The 17,392-nt window shown below is 54.6% G+C and carries 27 protein-coding genes; 6 read left to right on the forward strand and 21 right to left on the reverse strand.

From position 1 onward, the window contains the following. Positions 1 to 67 precede the first annotated feature (67 nt). Positions 68 to 610: a gamma carbonic anhydrase family protein gene (locus J0F90_RS22390; RefSeq protein ID WP_004929699.1), complete on the forward strand. Its 543-nt coding sequence runs from the start codon at positions 68 to 70 to the stop codon at positions 608 to 610. A gap of 40 nt (positions 611 to 650) precedes the next feature. Here the strand turns inward: J0F90_RS22390 and aroE are convergent, their stop codons facing one another. The 5 genes from aroE to dprA are packed head-to-tail and all read right to left on the reverse strand — an operon-like array spanning position 651 to position 4,195. Continuing rightward, positions 651 to 1,469: a shikimate dehydrogenase gene (aroE, locus tag J0F90_RS22395; protein WP_033639245.1), complete on the reverse strand. Its 819-nt coding sequence runs from the start codon at positions 1,467 to 1,469 to the stop codon at positions 651 to 653. An 11-nt stretch (positions 1,470 to 1,480) separates the two neighbouring features. Beyond that, on the reverse strand, positions 1,481 to 2,050 hold the full coding sequence (tsaC, locus tag J0F90_RS22400; protein ID WP_016930312.1) for an L-threonylcarbamoyladenylate synthase type 1 TsaC: 570 nt from the start codon (positions 2,048 to 2,050) through the stop codon (positions 1,481 to 1,483). A gap of 7 nt (positions 2,051 to 2,057) precedes the next feature. Next, the gene (locus J0F90_RS22405) at positions 2,058 to 2,603 is read right to left on the reverse strand and encodes a DNA topoisomerase family protein (protein WP_025304489.1); all 546 of its coding nucleotides are present in this window, start codon (positions 2,601 to 2,603) and stop codon (positions 2,058 to 2,060) included. A gap of 25 nt (positions 2,604 to 2,628) precedes the next feature. After that, entirely contained in the window at positions 2,629 to 3,102 is a 474-nt protein-coding gene (gene smg, locus J0F90_RS22410) for a DUF494 family protein Smg (protein ID WP_025160381.1), read from the reverse strand. Continuing rightward, positions 3,074 to 4,195: a DNA-protecting protein DprA gene (dprA, locus tag J0F90_RS22415; protein ID WP_033639244.1), complete on the reverse strand. Its 1,122-nt coding sequence runs from the start codon at positions 4,193 to 4,195 to the stop codon at positions 3,074 to 3,076. Before dprA ends, smg begins: the two co-directional genes overlap by 29 nt. Positions 4,196 to 4,328: 133 nt before the next feature. Here dprA and def point away from each other — a divergent pair, with 133 nt between their 5' ends. From def to mscL, 5 genes are all read left to right on the forward strand, one after another. Continuing rightward, on the forward strand, positions 4,329 to 4,838 hold the full coding sequence (gene def / locus J0F90_RS22420) for a peptide deformylase (protein ID WP_028127622.1): 510 nt from the start codon (positions 4,329 to 4,331) through the stop codon (positions 4,836 to 4,838). Positions 4,839 to 4,855: 17 nt separating this feature from the next. Continuing rightward, a complete protein-coding gene (fmt, locus tag J0F90_RS22425) occupies positions 4,856 to 5,800 on the forward strand; it encodes a methionyl-tRNA formyltransferase (protein WP_028127621.1) in 945 nt (314 codons plus the stop codon). Positions 5,801 to 5,872: 72 nt separating this feature from the next. Continuing rightward, positions 5,873 to 7,162, forward strand: coding sequence for a 16S rRNA (cytosine(967)-C(5))-methyltransferase RsmB (gene rsmB / locus J0F90_RS22430; protein WP_033639243.1), 1,290 nt, complete (start codon positions 5,873 to 5,875; stop codon positions 7,160 to 7,162). 55 nt (positions 7,163 to 7,217) lie between these two features. After that, positions 7,218 to 8,594 carry a Trk system potassium transporter TrkA gene (gene trkA, locus J0F90_RS22435; protein ID WP_004929716.1) on the forward strand — a complete coding sequence of 459 codons (1,377 nt, stop codon included), beginning with the start codon at positions 7,218 to 7,220 and terminating at the stop codon, positions 8,592 to 8,594. 137 nt (positions 8,595 to 8,731) lie between these two features. Continuing rightward, entirely contained in the window at positions 8,732 to 9,148 is a 417-nt protein-coding gene (gene mscL, locus J0F90_RS22440) for a large-conductance mechanosensitive channel protein MscL (RefSeq protein ID WP_025304493.1), read from the forward strand. Positions 9,149 to 9,206: 58 nt separating this feature from the next. Here mscL and J0F90_RS22445 read toward each other — a convergent pair whose 3' ends face one another. From J0F90_RS22445 to rpsH, 16 genes are all read right to left on the reverse strand, one after another. Continuing rightward, a complete protein-coding gene (locus tag J0F90_RS22445; RefSeq protein WP_033639242.1) occupies positions 9,207 to 9,413 on the reverse strand; it encodes an alternative ribosome-rescue factor A in 207 nt (68 codons plus the stop codon). 75 nt (positions 9,414 to 9,488) lie between these two features. Further along, on the reverse strand, positions 9,489 to 9,920 hold the full coding sequence (zntR, locus tag J0F90_RS22450) for a Zn(2+)-responsive transcriptional regulator (protein ID WP_016930321.1): 432 nt from the start codon (positions 9,918 to 9,920) through the stop codon (positions 9,489 to 9,491). Continuing rightward, positions 9,920 to 10,294, reverse strand: a complete 375-nt coding sequence (locus J0F90_RS22455; protein ID WP_033639241.1) for a DnaJ family domain-containing protein — start codon at positions 10,292 to 10,294, stop codon at positions 9,920 to 9,922. The genes zntR and J0F90_RS22455 overlap by 1 nt, the downstream gene beginning before the upstream one ends. A gap of 148 nt (positions 10,295 to 10,442) precedes the next feature. Then, positions 10,443 to 10,832, reverse strand: coding sequence for a 50S ribosomal protein L17 (gene rplQ / locus J0F90_RS22460; RefSeq protein ID WP_004929726.1), 390 nt, complete (start codon positions 10,830 to 10,832; stop codon positions 10,443 to 10,445). 40 nt (positions 10,833 to 10,872) lie between these two features. Continuing rightward, a complete protein-coding gene (locus tag J0F90_RS22465) occupies positions 10,873 to 11,862 on the reverse strand; it encodes a DNA-directed RNA polymerase subunit alpha (protein ID WP_002919219.1) in 990 nt (329 codons plus the stop codon). A 25-nt stretch (positions 11,863 to 11,887) separates the two neighbouring features. Next, positions 11,888 to 12,508, reverse strand: a complete 621-nt coding sequence (gene rpsD / locus J0F90_RS22470; RefSeq protein ID WP_004929729.1) for a 30S ribosomal protein S4 — start codon at positions 12,506 to 12,508, stop codon at positions 11,888 to 11,890. 30 nt (positions 12,509 to 12,538) lie between these two features. After that, complete coding sequence (gene rpsK, locus J0F90_RS22475; protein WP_004929731.1) at positions 12,539 to 12,928, reverse strand: 30S ribosomal protein S11; 390 nt, start codon at positions 12,926 to 12,928, stop codon at positions 12,539 to 12,541. Positions 12,929 to 12,944: 16 nt separating this feature from the next. Next, complete coding sequence (gene rpsM, locus J0F90_RS22480) at positions 12,945 to 13,301, reverse strand: 30S ribosomal protein S13 (protein ID WP_004929734.1); 357 nt, start codon at positions 13,299 to 13,301, stop codon at positions 12,945 to 12,947. 148 nt (positions 13,302 to 13,449) lie between these two features. Beyond that, the gene (gene rpmJ / locus J0F90_RS22485) at positions 13,450 to 13,566 is read right to left on the reverse strand and encodes a 50S ribosomal protein L36 (protein WP_002227352.1); all 117 of its coding nucleotides are present in this window, start codon (positions 13,564 to 13,566) and stop codon (positions 13,450 to 13,452) included. A gap of 33 nt (positions 13,567 to 13,599) precedes the next feature. Beyond that, complete coding sequence (secY, locus tag J0F90_RS22490; RefSeq protein WP_004929740.1) at positions 13,600 to 14,931, reverse strand: preprotein translocase subunit SecY; 1,332 nt, start codon at positions 14,929 to 14,931, stop codon at positions 13,600 to 13,602. A 7-nt stretch (positions 14,932 to 14,938) separates the two neighbouring features. Further along, entirely contained in the window at positions 14,939 to 15,373 is a 435-nt protein-coding gene (gene rplO / locus J0F90_RS22495; RefSeq protein ID WP_004929742.1) for a 50S ribosomal protein L15, read from the reverse strand. A 3-nt stretch (positions 15,374 to 15,376) separates the two neighbouring features. Next, the gene (gene rpmD, locus J0F90_RS22500) at positions 15,377 to 15,556 is read right to left on the reverse strand and encodes a 50S ribosomal protein L30 (RefSeq protein WP_048232028.1); all 180 of its coding nucleotides are present in this window, start codon (positions 15,554 to 15,556) and stop codon (positions 15,377 to 15,379) included. Between the two features lie 6 nt (positions 15,557 to 15,562). After that, positions 15,563 to 16,063, reverse strand: coding sequence for a 30S ribosomal protein S5 (gene rpsE / locus J0F90_RS22505; RefSeq protein ID WP_004929747.1), 501 nt, complete (start codon positions 16,061 to 16,063; stop codon positions 15,563 to 15,565). A 14-nt stretch (positions 16,064 to 16,077) separates the two neighbouring features. Then, entirely contained in the window at positions 16,078 to 16,431 is a 354-nt protein-coding gene (gene rplR / locus J0F90_RS22510) for a 50S ribosomal protein L18 (protein ID WP_004929748.1), read from the reverse strand. A gap of 9 nt (positions 16,432 to 16,440) precedes the next feature. Further along, positions 16,441 to 16,974: a 50S ribosomal protein L6 gene (rplF, locus tag J0F90_RS22515; RefSeq protein WP_004929751.1), complete on the reverse strand. Its 534-nt coding sequence runs from the start codon at positions 16,972 to 16,974 to the stop codon at positions 16,441 to 16,443. A 14-nt stretch (positions 16,975 to 16,988) separates the two neighbouring features. After that, entirely contained in the window at positions 16,989 to 17,381 is a 393-nt protein-coding gene (gene rpsH / locus J0F90_RS22520) for a 30S ribosomal protein S8 (protein WP_004929753.1), read from the reverse strand. Positions 17,382 to 17,392 lie beyond the last annotated feature (11 nt).

A 17,392-nucleotide genomic window follows, 5' to 3' on the forward strand; every position in this document is an offset into this window, starting at 1 on the left:
TGGTTGTAATTCCATCGCCAGGGTCTAGTATTGCCGGTAAATATGATCCCGACGTGAGGCAAGCACCATGTCTGATGCAGTACGTTCTTATCTTCAATACACACCCAAACTCGGTCAACGCGTCTTGATCGATCCTTCCAGCGTGGTGATCGGTGATGTCGATCTGGCGGATGACGTCAGCATCTGGCCGTTGGTCGCCATTCGCGGTGACGTCAATGCGGTAAAGATCGGCGCGCGCAGCAATATTCAGGACGGCAGCGTGCTGCATGTGACTCATCGCTCCGAACATAATCCCGACGGTTATCCCCTGCTTATTGGAGAAGACGTGACCGTTGGCCATAAAGCGATGCTGCACGGCTGCGCCATCGGCAACCGGGTGCTGGTCGGTATGGGATCGATCCTGTTGGACGGCGTAGTCGTAGAAGACGATGTGATGATTGGCGCCGGCAGTTTGGTAGCGCCGGGCAAACGCTTGGCCAGCGGCTATCTTTATATGGGTAGCCCAGCACGCCAGGTTCGGCCTTTGACCGCCGCCGAGTTGGAGGGATTGCTTTATTCTTCTAACAACTATGTACGCTGGAAAGATGAATACCTGTCGGAAGACATCTGACGGGCTCCCCGTTCCCTATTAAGAGAACGGGGTAGGGGATTTATGCCGCCAGTTCGCTGCGCAGCTGGCGTAATACCGGTTCGATCTCTGGCATCACTCCGTGCCAAAGCAGGAAAGCATGCGCCGCCTGCCCCACCAACATGCCCAGCCCATCGGCATATTCCGTTGCCCCTTGCTGCTGCGCCCAGGCTAGGAACGGCGTGACGCCCTGCTGATAGAACATGTCATAGCAACGGGTTTGCGCGTTGACTACGCCCGTAGGCAACGCCGGGATCTCTCCACTGATGCCGGACGCCGTCGCATTGATCACCAGATCAAAAGCTTGTTGACCCAATTGATCCATCGGCACCGCCGAGATCTCCCCCAGATGCCGGAAAGCGTCGGCCAACTCTTGGGCCCGGCTGAAGGTGCGGTTGGTGATCGTGAGCCGGCAGCCGAAAGACAGCAGCGGCAGGATCACGCCGCGCGCCGCGCCGCCGGCGCCCACCAGCAGAATGCGATCCTGCGGCCGGATCAATTGCTGACGCTGCAGATCGGTCAGCAAACCGATGCCGTCGGTGTTATCCCCCAATAGCCCACCATTCGGCAACACCTTCAGGGTATTGACCGCCCCGGCCATCGCTGCACGCTCGCTCAGCTCAGAAGCGGCCGAATAAGCTCGCTCCTTGAAAGGCACCGTGACGTTCGCCCCCTGCCCTCCGGCGCGGATAAATTCCTGCAGGCTGATTTCAAAACCGTCCAGCGGCGCCAGCACTGTTCCATAAGGATGCTCTATGTCAGTCTGGGCAGCGAACAGCGCATGAATTCGCGGCGACTTACTGTGGCCGATAGGGTTGCCAAATACCGCAAACTTCTCCATGCCCATTTCCTCTAGCCCTGACGGATCTGTTCGCCGGTCAGAGCATCTCTGATTTCGGAAGGATTAAGACGACCGCCTACCTTGCCGGCCAATACCGGGAAAGCCTCGCCAAATTGCCGTGTGACCTCATCCGCGCTGCGGCACGGTTCTAGCCCACTGAGATTGGCGCTGGTCGACACCAGCGGCTTGCCGTACTGCCGGCACAGCAACTGCACCAACGGATGATCGCTGACGCGCACCGCCAGTGAACTGAAACGCCCGGTCAACAAACGCGGCGTCTCCGGGCGAGCAGGCAACACCCAGGTTACCGGCCCAGGCCAGCTGGCGAACATCGTCGCGCGCTGCTGTTCGCTGAGCGTACTGTCGTCAATATAAGGCTTAAGCTGCGCATAGTCGGCGGCGATCAGAATCAGCCCCTTTTCCCACGGCCGCTGTTTCAACGCCAGCAGCGCATTGACCGCCTGTTCGCTGTCGGGATCGCAACCCAGGCCGAATACCGCTTCGGTGGGATAGGCAATCACCTGCTGTTGATGCAAAGCATCGATGATAGATAAAAGGTTCGGGCTTAATTCTGAATTCATGATGTGATTATTCTGTAGTCGCAACGGGTTTCCCGCACAGCTTGCTGGCACAGCACAGGACGGGGCCTTTTGCCGTGCGCTTTTCCATCAGCAGCGGATAATGGCAATAGGCGCATTCACCGGCGACGGGTTTAACGTTGAGAGCGAACTGGCATTCCGGGTAACGATCGCAGGAGTGGAAAACCTTGCCGTAACGCGACTTGCGCTGCAACAGTTTGCCTTGGCCGCACTGCGGACAGGTAATGGCGGTTTCATCAGGCTTATCGATCACTTCAGTGTGATCGCACTGCGGATAATCGCTGCAGCCGATAAACATGCCATAGCGCCCCTGGCGCAGCACCAACGTCGCCTGACACTTCGGGCACGGTTGCCCATCCAACACTTTGACGATATGCCCATCGGCCTGCGCTTTCAGCGGGCGAATATATTGGCATTCAGGATACTGGGAACAGCCGAGGAAGGGGCCGTGGCGACCGCTACGGATCACCAGCTCGGCCCCGCATTCCGGACAGGGTTCATTTTGCCTGGCGGCAAAAATCGCGTTTTTTGTCATAACGTCTTCTATGCGCGTTATCGGCTCAATGCAGATAACCTTCGTTCACTTCAAACAACAGTTCTTCCATTTGCTGATAGGCGCTTTCATATCCGGGGATATTAAACAGCACCATCAACACGACCCATTTCAGATCTTCGAGATCGAATTCCGCATTATCCAAAGCCATAACGCGGTCGATAACCATTTCACGGGTTTCGAGGTTCAATACCTGAATCTGTTCCAGGAACAGGAGAAAACCACGGCAGCCGGCGTCCAAACGCGCACCTTCCTCTTCGGTATAGATCCGCATTGCCAGCGGATCGGCATCCATAAAGTAAGGGGCATTTTGACCTTCTTGCAGGTCAGCCAACTTCTCAAGCCAATTCAACGCGTTGTAGATATCATCCCGATGAAACCCCGCCTGAGCGAGATCATCGGTCAGTTGATCCTGATCGACGCGCATCTCTGGTTCATTGTGGATATAAGTTTCAAACAAGTACATGAGTACGTCGAACATGGCTTGCCCTCCTTATTCGGACATAGCCGCCGGGTACAGCTGCGATCCACCCTGCTAACTCCAGTTCGAGTAACTTGATTACCACCACTGGCACAGGTTGGCCGGCACGTTCAGCGACGACGTCAACAGGTGTCACCTCATCTCCTACGTTAGCCAACACATCGGCAAATGGCAATTCAACTTCAGCCTGCGACGCACAAATAGTTGTATTTTCGTTCAGTGACAGCCATTGGAGGCCGCTTCCCAGCAATTCGGCGATATCTTTCGGCCCGGTGACCAGATGCGCACCCTGCTGGATTAACCAATGCGTACCCTCACTCATCGGGTTTCCCAATGGCCCCGGCAAGGCGAATACCTCACGCCCCTGCTCCAGCGCATAGCGAGCTGTCACCAAGGTACCGCTGCGCAACGAGGCTTCTATGACCAGAACGCCCTGGCTGAGCCCGCTGATAATACGGTTACGGCGAGGAAAATGGTCGGCCAGAGGCAAGTCGGTGACTAAATGATCTGAAATCACCGCACCGCCCTGCTCGACTATCTGCTCCGCGAGCCGGCGGTGCCGGCGCGGATAGATATTGCCCAGCCCGCTGCCCAACACCGCAATCGTGCAGCCACCGGCCGCCAGCGCCGCACGATGGCAAATGCCGTCGATGCCGATAGCCAGACCGCTGGTGATGGTGAAGCCGCAACGCGCCAATTCCTCGGCGAAATGGTGAGCCCAACGCTCGCCGTAGTGGCTGAACTGCCGGCTGCCCACCATGGCGAGCTGCGGGTGCGACAACGCCTGAGGATCGCCCTCGATCAGCAAAAATAGCGGCGCATCGTCGATCTGGGCCAGGCGTTCGGGATAACCGGCCGCCCCATAGTTCAGCATACGGTGCGCCGGCAGCTCCAACCAACGCAGGCTGGCCGACAGATAACCGGGATCCAACTGGTTGAACTGCGTCTGCTGCCGTTCGTTCAATCCCAGCTCATGCAGCACGCGGCGAGGCTCGCAACCCATTTGCGATAGCTGCTGCACGATCCGGCTGGCCACGACGGTCTGTAGCCCCGTTACCCCTCGCATCCGTAAAGCGATCTCTTCCGGCCGCATCGTCTGTTCCCTCAGCAAAAACGGTGGTATTACCAATCTGAGCAATTGGTGCACAATGCTGTCAATCAGGTCGGGAAATGTCTAGAATAGAGGTTAAACCTCGTTCATTACTCGGATACAGATCTAAAGATATATGTCAGTCTTGCAGGTATTACATTTCCCAGACGAGCGTCTGCGCAAAGTCGCAGCGCCGGTAAAAGAAGTCAATGCAGATATCCAGCGCATCGTGGATGATATGTTTGAAACCATGTACGCAGAGGAAGGCATTGGCCTGGCTGCGACTCAGGTGGATATCCATCAGCGCATTATCGTGATCGACGTCTCCGAGAATCGCGATCAGCGCCTGGTGCTGATCAACCCGGAGCTGCTGGAAAAAAGCGGTGAAACCGGCATCGAGGAAGGCTGTCTTTCCATTCCCGAGCAGCGTGCGTTAGTGCCGCGCGCCGCGCAGGTAAAGATCCGCGCGCTGGATCGCGACGGCAAACCTTTCGAGCTGGAAGCGGACGACCTGTTGGCGATCTGCATCCAGCACGAGATGGATCACCTGATGGGCAAACTGTTCGTCGATTACCTGTCGCCGCTCAAGCGTCAGCGCATTCGTCAGAAACTGGAAAAAATGGCCAAGCTTCAAGCCCGCGCCTAACCGATCAGGAAATCAACGTGTCTGACTCTTTACGGATTATTTTCGCCGGAACACCAGACTTCGCAGCGCGTCATCTTGACGCGCTGTTGTCATCTGAGCACCAGATTGTCGGCGTTTTTACCCAGCCCGACCGCCCGGCGGGCCGCGGCAACAAGCTGACGCCAAGCCCGGTCAAAGTGCTGGCCGAGCAGCACCAACTGCCGGTATTTCAGCCCAAATCGCTGCGTCCCGAAGAGAACCAGCGCCTGGTGGCCGATCTCAACGCCGACGTGATGGTGGTAGTGGCCTACGGGCTGATCCTGCCGCAGGCGGTGCTGGATATGCCGCGTCTCGGTTGCATCAACGTACATGGCTCGCTGCTGCCTCGCTGGCGCGGCGCGGCGCCGATCCAGCGTTCGCTCTGGGCAGGTGACAGCGAAACCGGCGTGACCATCATGCAGATGGACGTCGGTCTCGATACCGGTGACATGATGCACAAGATTGCTTGCCCGATTGAGAGCAGCGATACCAGCGCCAGTCTCTACGACAAGCTGGCCCAGCTCGGCCCGCAGGGCATGTTGACTACGCTGCGCCAAATGGCAGACGGCAGCGCCACCCGCGAAGTTCAGGACGAAGCGCTGGTCACCTACGCCGAGAAACTGAGCAAAGAAGAAGCCCGCCTGGACTGGACACTGTCCGCCGCCCAGTTGGAGCGCTGCATCCGCGCCTTCAACCCTTGGCCGGTCAGCTACTTCACCATCGACGATCAACCGGTGAAAGTGTGGCAGGCCAGCGTACTGGCGCAAAGCGCCAACGCGGAGCCAGGCACCGTTGTCCATGCCGACAAGCACGGTATCCAGGTGGCGACTGCCGACGGTATCCTCAACCTGATCCAACTGCAGCCCGCCGGCAAGAAACCGATGTCGGCGCAAGACCTTTTAAATTCACGTCGTGAATGGTTTACCCCGGGTAACCGGCTGTAAGTCGCTCCACTGCCCGGCCGTTCATCGCCGGGCCGTTATTTTCTTAATGCCGATCGTTATCAGCTTCAGCCTATGAAAAATAATTACAATCTCCGCAGCATCGCTGCCAAAGCCATCGGCCAGGTGCTGGATCAGGGGCAGTCGCTCAGCACTGTCCTGCCGGCGCTGCAAACCTCCATCAGCGACAAAGATCGCGGATTGCTGCAGGAGCTGTGTTTCGGCACGTTGCGCGTGCTGCCGCAGCTCGAATGGTGCATTCAGCAATTGATGGCCAAGCCGCTGACCGGTAAGCAGCGTACGCTACACTACTTGCTGATGGTCGGCCTGTATCAGTTGCTGTATACCCGCATCCCGGCGCACGCCGTGTTGGCGGAAACCGTGGAAGGCGCGGTGGCGCTGAAACGGCCGCAGTTAAAAGGCCTGATTAACGGCGTCTTGCGGCAATTCCAGCGCCAGCAGGAAGAGCTGCTGCAGCGCGCCTCTAACAATGACAGCCGCTATCTGCACCCGAGCTGGTTGCTGAAACGCATTCAACAAGCTTATCCCGCCAACTGGGAACAGATCGTCGACGCCAATAACCAGAAACCGCCGATGTGGCTGCGCGTCAACCGCCTGCATCACACCCGTGACGCTTATCTGCAGCTGCTGAGCGACGCCGGCATCGCCGCGGAAACTCATTCAGACTATGCCGATGCGGTGCGTTTGCTGGCGCCTTGCGCCGTGACCGATCTGCCAGGGTTCGCCGAAGGCTGGGTCACCGTGCAAGATGCCTCAGCCCAGGGGTGTGTCGATCTATTGGATCCGCAAGACGGCGAACAGATCCTCGACCTGTGCGCCGCACCCGGCGGCAAAACCACGCATATTCTGGAAGCGGCGCCGAAAGCGCACGTCATGGCGGTCGATATCGACGAACAGCGCCTGGCGCGAGTCAAAGAGAACCTGCAGCGTCTGCGTTTGCACGCAGAGGTTAAATTGGGCGATGGCCGCACTCCGCAGCAGTGGTGCGGGGACAAACAGTTCGATCGTATCCTGCTGGACGCGCCTTGTTCCGCCACCGGCGTGATCCGCCGTCACCCCGACATCAAATGGCTGCGCCGCGATCGCGACATCGCCGAACTCGCCGCACTGCAGGCAGAAATTCTGGAAGCCGTCTGGCCGCATCTAAAATCAGGCGGCGTGATGGTTTACGCCACCTGCTCTATCCTGCCGGATGAAAACAGCAGCCAGATCGCCGCGTTCTTGCAACGCCACGCCGATGCCAAGCTGGTTGAAACCGGCGATGCGCAACGGCCAGGGCGACAGAATATCCCGCATCCCGAGGACGGCGATGGCTTCTTTTACGCTAAGCTGATTAAAATGTAATGCTTCAGGGCGTGCGTGCGCGCCCTAAGTCTTTCAGTGTGAAGCAGAGAACACGATGAAAATAATTATTCTTGGTGCCGGTCAGGTTGGCGGGACGCTGGCGGAAAACCTGGTGGGTGAAAACAACGATATCACCGTCGTCGATACCGATTCCGGCCGCTTGCGCCAACTACAGGATAAATTCGATTTGCGGGTGGTTCAGGGACATGGTTCCCACCCTCGGGTGCTGCGCGAAGCCGGCGCAGAAGACGCCGACATGCTGGTCGCCGTCACCAACTCCGACGAAACCAACATGATCGCCTGCCAGATCGCCTATTCTCTGTTTAACACCCCCAACCGTATCGCCCGTATCCGCGCGCCGGAATATATCCGCGAGTCGGAAAAACTGTTCCTGCCGGAAGCGGTGCCAATCGACCATCTGATTTCGCCGGAGCAGCTGGTCATCGACTATATCTACAAGCTGATTGAATACCCTGGCGCCCTGCAGGTGGTTAACTTCGCCGAAGGCAAGGTCAGCATCGCCGCGGTTAAAGCCTATTACGGCGGCCCGCTGGTCGGCAATGCACTCTCTTCAATGCGCGAGCACATGCCGCATATCGACACCCGCGTCGCCGCTATTTTCCGCCAGGACAGGCCGATCCGTCCGCAAGGCTCGACCATTATCGAAGCCGGTGATGAAGTGTTCTTCGTCGCCGCCTCACAGCACATCCGCGCGGTGATGAGCGAACTGCAGCGGCTGGAAAAACCGTATAAGCGCATCATGATCGTCGGCGGCGGCAACGTCGGCGCCGGCCTGGCCGCCAAACTGGAAAAAGACTACAACGTCAAACTGATCGAGCGGAATCAGCAACGCGCCGCCGAACTGGCCGAACAACTGCACGATACCATCGTGTTCTATGGCGATGCCTCCGATCAGGAACTGCTGGCCGAAGAGCACGTCGAGCAGGTGGATGTTTTCATCGCCATCACCAACGACGATGAGGCCAACATCATGTCCGCCATGCTGGCTAAGCGCATGGGCGCCAAGAAGGTAATGGTGTTGATTCAGCGCCGCGCCTATGTCGACCTGGTGCAGGGCAGCGTGATTGATATCGCCATTTCGCCGCAGCAGGCGACCATCTCCGCCCTGTTGGGGCACGTGCGCAAAGCGGATATCGTCAGCGTTTCGTCGCTGCGCCGCGGCGTGGCGGAAGCGATCGAGGCGATTGCACACGGCGATGAAAGCACATCCAAAGTGGTCGGCCGCATCGTCGAAGATATCAAGTTGCCACCGGGGACGACCATCGGTGCGATCGTGCGTGGCGACGACGTGATCATTGCCAACGGCAACAGCAAAATCGAACAGGGCGATCACGTCATCATGTTTATTACCGACAAGAAATTCGTGCCTGACGTTGAACGCCTGTTCCAACCGAGCCCGTTCTTCTTGTAGAACGAATTTATTTGGCTATGGTCTATAATCGCGTGGTTGTTCTCTGCCTTGGGAGGAGATAAAACTTCTCTCCTTTTGTGGCAAAGGGAAATTGCTTTGTTAAACTTGAGTTATTAATTCTGCAAGGGGTGCGTTCTATGAGTATGTTGAAAGAGTTTCGCGAATTTGCCATGCGTGGCAACGTGGTCGATCTGGCCGTCGGTGTGATTATCGGTGCCGCATTCGGCAAGATTGTTTCGTCCTTCGTGGCTGATATCATCATGCCACCACTGGGCTTACTGATCGGTGGCGTCGACTTTAAACAGTTCCATCTGGTGTTACGCGAAGCTCAGGGCGCCGTACCGGCGGTGGTAATGAACTACGGTTCATTCATCCAAACCGTATTCGACTTCGTGATTGTCGCCTTCGCCATCTTCCTGGCGATTAAATTGATGAACAAAATGCGCCGCAAACAGGAAGAAGCGCCCGCAGCGCCGCCGGCACCTACCGCAGAAGAGAAACTGCTGACGGAAATCCGTGATTTGCTGAGCCAGCAACAGCAGCCAAAACTGTAAGACAGCGTTTGGTTATGCCAATAAAAAGCCACCTGATGAAGGTGGCTTTTTTAATGCCTTAAAACCAGAAGGCCAGTGGTAAATTATCGCTTGATAGTTTACCACTGGCCTCCCAGTTACCGCCTTTGTTGTGTTTTTCTTTACGCCGATAGCTGCCTTTGCCTTTCACATTCTTTTCTACCCGCTGACGGAATAGCGGATCATGCAGCAGCGCCTCAATGGCGTTATCTTGAATCTGACCTTTGGTGTGACGATATTTCGTCATGATAATGCTCCTGTAAAAGGTAGGGTAATAAAACGAGCCGATAATACTGCCGGCAATATAAAAATTAAAGTGCCGTCAGCAACCTTTTTTGCCTTTATCATCGCTGGCACCCTGTTCCAAGGCTTCCAGAATAGAACAATAGTTGCTGGTATGGGCAGTGCCGCAGCAGGCGTCGCTCAAGCGTTTCAACGATTCGCGCATGCGAGTCAGCTCCGCCAACTTGCTTTCCACTTCGCTCAGGCGAGCATCGACGATCGACTTCGACTCCTGGCAGGTATGATGTTCAGGATCAACCCGGATCGACAGCAGTTCGGCGATCGTTTCCAGAGTAAAGCCCAACTGTTTGGCATAGCGAATAAAACGCAGCCGCTGCAGATCCTGCTCGGTGTAGAGTCGATAACCGCCCTCTGTGCGGACATTGTGATCCATCATGCCCTGCTTTTCATAGTAACGCACGGTATCCGGCGTCACTTCGGCAAGCTTGGCCAACTGACCTATCTTGAACATTACTTCTCCTCCCGAGTGAATTTACCGTCCAGCGCGCGCTGATATTCGCCATGCAAGAAATCGGTGCTCATCCCAGCCTGACGCAACCGATGTTCCAGCAGTGCCATGCGCTTGCTGAGATCGACATAGTCCGGATGCTCACTGTTGATCCCTTGCAGTAAGTGAGCAACGGTCAACGCCTCTTTGCGATCTTCCAGCGCCGGCGGCAGGTAACCGGCATTTTTCAGCAGACGGTAACCGGCGCGCAGCTCAGCAGGCACCGCGCTGTCATCGTCCAGCGCCAGCGGTTGGCCCTGGCCGGGCAGATTGTCGAACTCGCCTTTATCCTGGGCATCAAGGATATGACGTTCCGCCCATTGGTCGAGCAACCCCATAACAGACAGTCTCAGTGAGCCTATTGAATGAGTCTTAGCATAACGGATAGGGGCGAGGATCTTAAGCACGGCGGGGGAATTGAGCACATTTGGCGGGATTTGGACGTAAAAAAACCGGGCAAGCCCGGTTTTTTTACGCGTCTACAGATTACTCTGCAGTTGCTACTTCTGCTTGAGACTCAGCACGATCAACCAGCTCGATGTATGCCATCGGCGCGTTGTCGCCTGCGCGGAAGCCACACTTCAGAATGCGAGTGTAACCACCGGCACGGCTCGCGAAACGCGGGCCCAGCTCGTTAAACAGTTTTGCCACGATCTCGTTATCACGAGTACGGGCGAATGCCAGACGACGATTAGCTACGCTGTCGGTCTTGGCAAGAGTAATCAGCGGCTCAACAACGCGACGCAGCTCTTTTGCTTTTGGCAGGGTCGTCTTGATGATCTCATGACGAACCAAAGAGCCGGCCATGTTACGGAACATAGCCTGGCGATGGCTGCTGTTACGGTTCAGTTGACGACCACTCTTACGATGGCGCATGACCTTATCCTTCTCAGTAAAACCTTAACCTGTGATCCGGTTACTCGTCAGCAATGCTTGCCGGCGGCCAGTTTTCCAGGCGCATGCCCAGAGACAGACCACGTGAGGCCAGCACGTCTTTAATCTCGGTAAGAGATTTTTTACCCAGGTTTGGCGTTTTCAGCAACTCAACCTCGGTACGCTGTACCAGATCACCGATGTAGTGGATAGCTTCTGCCTTGAGGCAGTTAGCAGAGCGGACAGTCAATTCCAGATCGTCAACAGGGCGCAGCAAGATCGGATCGAATTCCGGTTTCTCTTCTTTAACTTCCGGCTGACGCACATCACGCAGGTCAACGAAAGCTTCAAGTTGTTCAGCCAGAATGGTGGCCGCACGGCGGATCGCCTCTTCAGGATCGATCGTGCCATTGGTCTCCATTTCGATGACCAGCTTATCCAAGTCAGTACGCTGTTCTACACGCGCAGCTTCAACATTGTAGGCGATACGCTCTACAGGGCTGTAGCAGGCGTCAACCAACAGACGACCGATTGGGCGCTCATCTTCTTCCGAATGAATTCGGGCAGAAGCCGGCACATAACCGCGACCGCGCTGAACTTTGATACGCATGCTGATAGCCGCGTTCTCATCAGTCAGGTGGCAAATCACGTGCTGAGGCTTGACGATTTCGACATCACCATCATGGGTGATGTCGGCAGCGGTCACAGGGCCAATGCCAGATTTATTCAGGGTAAGAATAACTTCGTCTTTGCCTTGAACTCTCACCGCCAGCCCTTTCAGGTTGAGCAGGATCTCCAGGATATCTTCCTGTACGCCTTCTTTGGTGCTGTACTCATGCAGTACACCATCAATCTCAACCTCGGTCACCGCGCAACCCGGCATAGATGAAAGCAGAATACGGCGCAGTGCGTTGCCAAGAGTATGGCCAAAGCCACGCTCTAAAGGCTCAAGGGTCACCTTGGCGTGCGTCGAACTGACTTGCTCGATATCTACCAGGCGCGGTTTTAGAAACTCTGTCACAGAACCCTGCATTGTGTCCTCTCTTTGGTACTAAGCTTTACTTGGAGTAAAGCTCGACGATCAGGTGTTCGTTAATGTCCGCAGACAGATCGGTACGTTCAGGCATACGCTTGAACACGCCTTCCATCTTAGCAGCATCAACTTCCAGCCAAGTCGGCTTTTCACGCTGCTCAGCCAGCTCCAGAGAAGCTTTAACACGAGACTGCTTTTTAGCTTTCTCGCGGATGCTGACTACGTCATTCGGAGATACCTGATAAGAAGCGATGTTAACAACGCGACCGTTTACCATAACTGCTTTGTGGCTAACCAGCTGACGTGACTCTGCACGAGTAGCGCCGAAGCCCATACGGTAAACAACGTTGTCCAGACGACCTTCCAGCAGCTGCAACAGGTTTTCACCGGTGTTGCCCTTCAGGCGGGTTGCTTCTTTGTAATAGTTGCGGAATTGACGCTCCAGAATGCCGTACATACGACGAACTTTCTGCTTCTCACGCAACTGAACACCGTAATCAGACAGACGCGGTTTACGCGCACCGTGCTGACCAGGTGCTTGTTCAATTTTACACTTGGAATCGATCGCGCGAACGCCAGACTTAAGGAACAGGTCTGTGCCCTCACGACGGCTCAGCTTGAGCTTAGGACCCAAATATCTTGCCATTTTCTTTCTCCAACAATCCTAAAAGCTGCGTTACACGCGGCGCTTTTTCGGCGGACGACAACCGTTATGAGGGATCGGAGTCACATCAGTAATGTTAGTGATGCGGAAACCAGCCGCGTTCAGAGCGCGGATAGTAGACTCACGACCAGGACCAGGTCCTTTAACCATAACTTCCAGGTTCTTGATACCGTATTCTTTCACTGCGTCAGCACAACGTTCTGCTGCAACCTGTGCTGCGAACGGAGTGGACTTACGAGAACCACGGAAACCGGAACCACCGGCTGTTGCCCAACCCAAAGCATTACCCTGACGATCAGTGATGGTAACGATGGTGTTGTTGAAAGAAGCATGGATATGAGCCACGCCGTCAGAGACTTGCTTTCTTACACGCTTACGTGTACGAACAGGTGCCTTTGCCATTATTCAATAACCCCGATTATTTCTTGATCGGCTTGCGCGGACCCTTACGGGTACGAGCGTTGGTCTTGGTGCGCTGACCGCGTACCGGCAGACCACGACGATGACGCAAACCACGATAGCAACCAAGGTCCATAAGACGCTTGATGCTCAGGGTAATTTCACGACGCAAATCACCCTCAACGGTGTATTTGGCAACTGCATCACGAAGCTTTTCGATTTGCTCTTCAGACAGCTCACTGATCTTAACATTTTCAGCAATACCCGTGGATGCACAGATAGCCTGTGAACGGGTTTTACCGATACCGAAGATCGACGTTAAGGCGATAACGGTATGTTTATGATCAGGAATGTTAATGCCTGCTATACGGGCCACTATGCACTCCTACTATTTTATACAGCAACACCATTCTGAAAAGCCCGTTTTCAGGATACTCAAATAATGTTGCAGTGCGACATACAAAAGATTGGCTGGCTAATCTAGCCAGCTCAACCCAACTTTGCAAGAAAAATATGCGAGATAATCAGCCTTGACGCTGTTTATGCTTCGGCTCGGCGCTGCAAATCACACGAACGACACCGTTACGCTTAACGATTTTGCAGTTACGACATAATTTCTTGACGGAAGCACGAACTTTCATTTTTACTCTCCGTAACTTCTCAAACGAATCTGACTAGCGGTTATAGCCTTTCAGATTTGCTTTCTTCAATGCAGACTCGTACTGACTTGACATCATCAGAGTTTGCACTTGAGCCATAAAGTCCATGATGACGACAACCACGATCAGTAGCGAGGTACCACCAAAGTAGAATGGTACTTTCATTGCATCACGCATGAACTCCGGGATCAGGCAGATGAAAGTAATGTACATCGCGCCCACCAGGGTTAAACGCGTCATTACTTTATCGATATACTTCGCCGTTTGCTCTCCCGGACGAATTCCTGGTACGAAGGCACCGGACTTCTTCAGGTTATCTGCTGTCTCACGCGGGTTGAAGACCAACGCCGTGTAGAAGAAACAGAAGAAGATGATTGCAGACGCATAGAGTAACACATAAAGCGGTTGCCCTGGCTGCAAATACAGCGAAATCGTAGTCAGCCAGTTCCAACCGGTACCGCCCCCAAACCATGATGCAATCGTGGCCGGGAACAGAATAATGCTGGAAGCGAAAATCGCCGGGATAACACCCGCCATGTTCACTTTCAACGGTAAGTGTGTACTCTGTGCTGCATAAACACGACGACCTTGTTGACGCTTCGCATAGTTAACGACGATACGACGTTGACCACGCTCGATGAAAACAACGAAGAAGGTTACTGCAAACACCAATACTGCAACCAACAGCAGCAGGAGGAAGTGCAGGTCGCCTTGCCGCGCTTGCTCGATAGTATGGGCCACTGCCGGCGGGAGCCCCGCTACAATACCCGCGAAGATAATGATCGAGATACCGTTGCCGATACCGCGCTCAGTAATCTGCTCACCCAACCACATCAGGAACATTGTCCCGGTTACCAGGCTCACAACCGCAGTAAAGTAGAATGCAAAGCCTGGGTTTAACACCAGGCCCTGCATACCAGGCATATTCGGCAGACCGGTAGCAATACCGATCGACTGGAATATGGCCAATACCAGCGTACCGTAGCGGGTGTACTGGCTAATCTTGCGACGGCCAGCCTCCCCTTCTTTCTTGATTTCCGCCAACGCTGGATGAACCACCGTCAGCAGCTGGATAATGATCGACGCCGAGATATACGGCATGATCCCCAGAGCAAAGATAGAAGCACGGCTGAGGGCACCACCAGAGAACATGTTAAACATTTCAATGATAGTGCCTCTCTGCTGCTCAAGCAATTTGGCAAGCACAGTGGCATCGATACCAGGAATCGGAATGAAAGAGCCGATGCGGAAGACAATCAGCGCGCCGATGACAAACAAAAGTCTGCGCTTCAGCTCGCCGAGCCCGCCTTTAGCACTTTGAAAATCTAATCCTGGTTGCTTAGCCATCTGCTACTTATTCCTCAATTTTACCGCCAGCAGCCTCGATAGCAGCACGAGCGCCTTTGGTGACACGCAGACCACGCAGGGTTACCGGACGAGCGACTTCGCCAGAAAGTACAACTTTCGCGAATTCGATCTGGACACCAACTACGTTAGCGGCTTTCAGCGCGTTCAGGTCGATAACATCGCCTTCAACCAGAGCCAGTTCAGACAGACGAACTTCTGCCGTGATCATCGCTTTGCGTGAAGTGAAGCCGAATTTCGGCAGACGACGGTACAGAGGCATCTGACCACCTTCGAAACCACGACGTACGCCACCGCCAGAACGAGACTTCTGACCTTTGTGACCACGGCCGCCGGTTTTACCCAGGCCAGAACCAATACCACGACCTACACGCTTAGGCGCATGCTTGGCACCTTCAGCCGGAGACAGAGTATTTAAACGCATCTGTTACTCCTCAACTTTAACCATGTAGGAAACCAGGTTGACCATACCGCGAACAGCAGGAGTATCCTCGCGCTCTACGGTGTGACCAATACGACGCAGACCCAGACCGAGCAGAGTAGCTTTATGCTTCGGCAGACGGCCAATTGAGCTGCGAGTTTGTGTAACTTTAATAGTCTTAGCCATGGTCAATTACCCCAGAATGTCGGCAACGGATTTACCACGCTTAGCAGCGACCATTTCAGGAGACTTCATATTCGCCAGAGCGTCGATAGTTGCACGAACCACGTTGATCGGGTTGGTGGAACCATAAGCTTTAGCCAATACGTTGTGCACCCCAGCAACTTCGAGAACGGCGCGCATTGCACCGCCCGCGATGATACCGGTACCTTCATGAGCAGGCTGCATGAACACGCGAGAACCCGTGTGAGCGCCCTTAACAGGGTGCTGCAGGGTGCCGCTGTTCAGCGCGACGTTCATCATGTTGCGACGGGCTTTTTCCATCGCTTTCTGGATCGCTGCTGGAACTTCGCGTGCTTTGCCGTAGCCAAAACCAACGCGACCGTTACCATCACCAACTACAGTCAGTGCGGTAAAGCTGAAAATACGGCCACCTTTTACGGTTTTAGATACGCGGTTTACCGCGATCAGCTTTTCCTGCAGTTCGCCAGCTTGTTTTTCGATGTGAGCCATCTTAAACCTCTTCCTTAGAACTGAAGGCCAGCTTCACGGGCAGCATCTGCCAGTGCCTGGACTCGACCATGATATTGGAAACCGGAACGGTCAAAGGATACTTTCGCAATCCCTTTTTCCAACGCGCGCTCAGCCAGAGCTTTACCTACGGCTGCTGCTGCGTCTTTGTTACCGGAATACTTCAGTTGCTCCGCGATAGCTTTTTCTAAAGTAGAAGCGGCTACCAGTACTTCAGAACCGTTTGGAGCAATCACCTGTGCGTAAATGTGACGCGGGGTACGATGTACCACCAGGCGGGTTGCACCCAGCTCTTGGAGCTTGCGGCGTGCGCGGGTCGCACGACGGATACGAGCAGATTTCTTATCCATAGTGTTACCTTACTTCTTCTTAGCCTCTTTGGTACGCACGACTTCGTCGGCGTAACGAACACCCTTGCCTTTGTAAGGCTCAGGACGACGGTAAGCGCGCAGATCTGCTGCTACCTGGCCAATTACCTGCTTATCAGCGCCTTTCAGCACGATTTCAGTTTGGCTTGGGCATTCAGCAGTGATACCTGCCGGCAGCTGGTGATCGATAGGGTGAGAGAAGCCCAGGGCCAAATTCACCACGTTGCCTTTAACGGCAGCACGATAACCAACACCTACCAGTTGAAGCTTCTTGGTGAAGCCTTCGGTAACACCAACAACCATTGCGTTCAGCAGAGCGCGCGTGGTACCCGCTTGGGCCCATGCGTTAGCAAAACCTTCGCGCGGAGCGAAAGTCAGTGCGTTAGCTTCTTGCTTCACTTCAACGGCGTCGTGGATAGTACGAGTCAACTCGCCGTTTTTACCCTTAATCGAAATAACCTGACCGTTGAGTTTTACCTCTACGCCGGCAGGAATGACGACGGGTGCTTTTGCAACACGAGACATTCTTTCCTCCCGAATTAAGCTACGTAGCAGATAATCTCGCCACCCAGACCAGCCTGGCGAGCTGCACGATCGGTCATAACACCTTTAGAGGTAGAAACAACAGCGATACCCAAACCGGCCATAACTTTTGGCAGCTCATCTTTTTTCTTGTAGATGCGCAGACCTGGACGGCTGATACGTTGAATGCTTTCTACCACAGCTTTGCCCTGGAAGTACTTCAGTACCAGTTCCAGAACAGGCTTGGCGTCGCCTTCGATTTTGAAATCTTCAATAAAACCTTCTTCCTTCAGCACGTTGGCAATTGCCACTTTCAGCTTGGAGGAAGGCATGGTGACCGCAACTTTGTTCGCGGCTTGACCGTTACGGATACGGGTCAGCATATCCGCGATCGGATCTTGCATGCTCATCTGTCTTTACT

The organism is Serratia marcescens subsp. marcescens ATCC 13880 (assembly GCF_017299535.1).
Taxonomy (GTDB): Bacteria; Pseudomonadota; Gammaproteobacteria; order Enterobacterales; family Enterobacteriaceae; genus Serratia; species Serratia marcescens.

What these genes read in the sequence shown, in the direction of transcription:
- J0F90_RS22390 (WP_004929699.1), top strand. Translation starts at nt 68, where the DNA reads ATGTCTGATGCAGTACGTTCTTATCTTCAATACACACCCAAACTCGGT.
- aroE (WP_033639245.1), bottom strand. Translation starts at nt 1,469, where the DNA reads ATGGAGAAGTTTGCGGTATTTGGCAACCCTATCGGCCACAGTAAGTCG.
- tsaC (WP_016930312.1), bottom strand. Translation starts at nt 2,050, where the DNA reads ATGAATTCAGAATTAAGCCCGAACCTTTTATCTATCATCGATGCTTTG.
- J0F90_RS22405 (WP_025304489.1), bottom strand. Translation starts at nt 2,603, where the DNA reads ATGACAAAAAACGCGATTTTTGCCGCCAGGCAAAATGAACCCTGTCCG.
- smg (WP_025160381.1), bottom strand. Translation starts at nt 3,102, where the DNA reads ATGTTCGACGTACTCATGTACTTGTTTGAAACTTATATCCACAATGAA.
- dprA (WP_033639244.1), bottom strand. Translation starts at nt 4,195, where the DNA reads ATGCGGCCGGAAGAGATCGCTTTACGGATGCGAGGGGTAACGGGGCTA.
- def (WP_028127622.1), top strand. Translation starts at nt 4,329, where the DNA reads ATGTCAGTCTTGCAGGTATTACATTTCCCAGACGAGCGTCTGCGCAAA.
- rsmB (WP_033639243.1), top strand. Translation starts at nt 5,873, where the DNA reads ATGAAAAATAATTACAATCTCCGCAGCATCGCTGCCAAAGCCATCGGC.
- trkA (WP_004929716.1), top strand. Translation starts at nt 7,218, where the DNA reads ATGAAAATAATTATTCTTGGTGCCGGTCAGGTTGGCGGGACGCTGGCG.
- mscL (WP_025304493.1), top strand. Translation starts at nt 8,732, where the DNA reads ATGAGTATGTTGAAAGAGTTTCGCGAATTTGCCATGCGTGGCAACGTG.
- J0F90_RS22445 (WP_033639242.1), bottom strand. Translation starts at nt 9,413, where the DNA reads ATGACGAAATATCGTCACACCAAAGGTCAGATTCAAGATAACGCCATT.
- zntR (WP_016930321.1), bottom strand. Translation starts at nt 9,920, where the DNA reads ATGTTCAAGATAGGTCAGTTGGCCAAGCTTGCCGAAGTGACGCCGGAT.
- J0F90_RS22455 (WP_033639241.1), bottom strand. Translation starts at nt 10,294, where the DNA reads ATGGGGTTGCTCGACCAATGGGCGGAACGTCATATCCTTGATGCCCAG.
- rplQ (WP_004929726.1), bottom strand. Translation starts at nt 10,832, where the DNA reads ATGCGCCATCGTAAGAGTGGTCGTCAACTGAACCGTAACAGCAGCCAT.
- J0F90_RS22465 (WP_002919219.1), bottom strand. Translation starts at nt 11,862, where the DNA reads ATGCAGGGTTCTGTGACAGAGTTTCTAAAACCGCGCCTGGTAGATATC.
- rpsD (WP_004929729.1), bottom strand. Translation starts at nt 12,508, where the DNA reads ATGGCAAGATATTTGGGTCCTAAGCTCAAGCTGAGCCGTCGTGAGGGC.
- rpsK (WP_004929731.1), bottom strand. Translation starts at nt 12,928, where the DNA reads ATGGCAAAGGCACCTGTTCGTACACGTAAGCGTGTAAGAAAGCAAGTC.
- rpmJ (WP_002227352.1), bottom strand. Translation starts at nt 13,566, where the DNA reads ATGAAAGTTCGTGCTTCCGTCAAGAAATTATGTCGTAACTGCAAAATC.
- secY (WP_004929740.1), bottom strand. Translation starts at nt 14,931, where the DNA reads ATGGCTAAGCAACCAGGATTAGATTTTCAAAGTGCTAAAGGCGGGCTC.
- rplO (WP_004929742.1), bottom strand. Translation starts at nt 15,373, where the DNA reads ATGCGTTTAAATACTCTGTCTCCGGCTGAAGGTGCCAAGCATGCGCCT.
- rpmD (WP_048232028.1), bottom strand. Translation starts at nt 15,556, where the DNA reads ATGGCTAAGACTATTAAAGTTACACAAACTCGCAGCTCAATTGGCCGT.
- rpsE (WP_004929747.1), bottom strand. Translation starts at nt 16,063, where the DNA reads ATGGCTCACATCGAAAAACAAGCTGGCGAACTGCAGGAAAAGCTGATC.
- rplR (WP_004929748.1), bottom strand. Translation starts at nt 16,431, where the DNA reads ATGGATAAGAAATCTGCTCGTATCCGTCGTGCGACCCGCGCACGCCGC.
- rplF (WP_004929751.1), bottom strand. Translation starts at nt 16,974, where the DNA reads ATGTCTCGTGTTGCAAAAGCACCCGTCGTCATTCCTGCCGGCGTAGAG.
- rpsH (WP_004929753.1), bottom strand. Translation starts at nt 17,381, where the DNA reads ATGAGCATGCAAGATCCGATCGCGGATATGCTGACCCGTATCCGTAAC.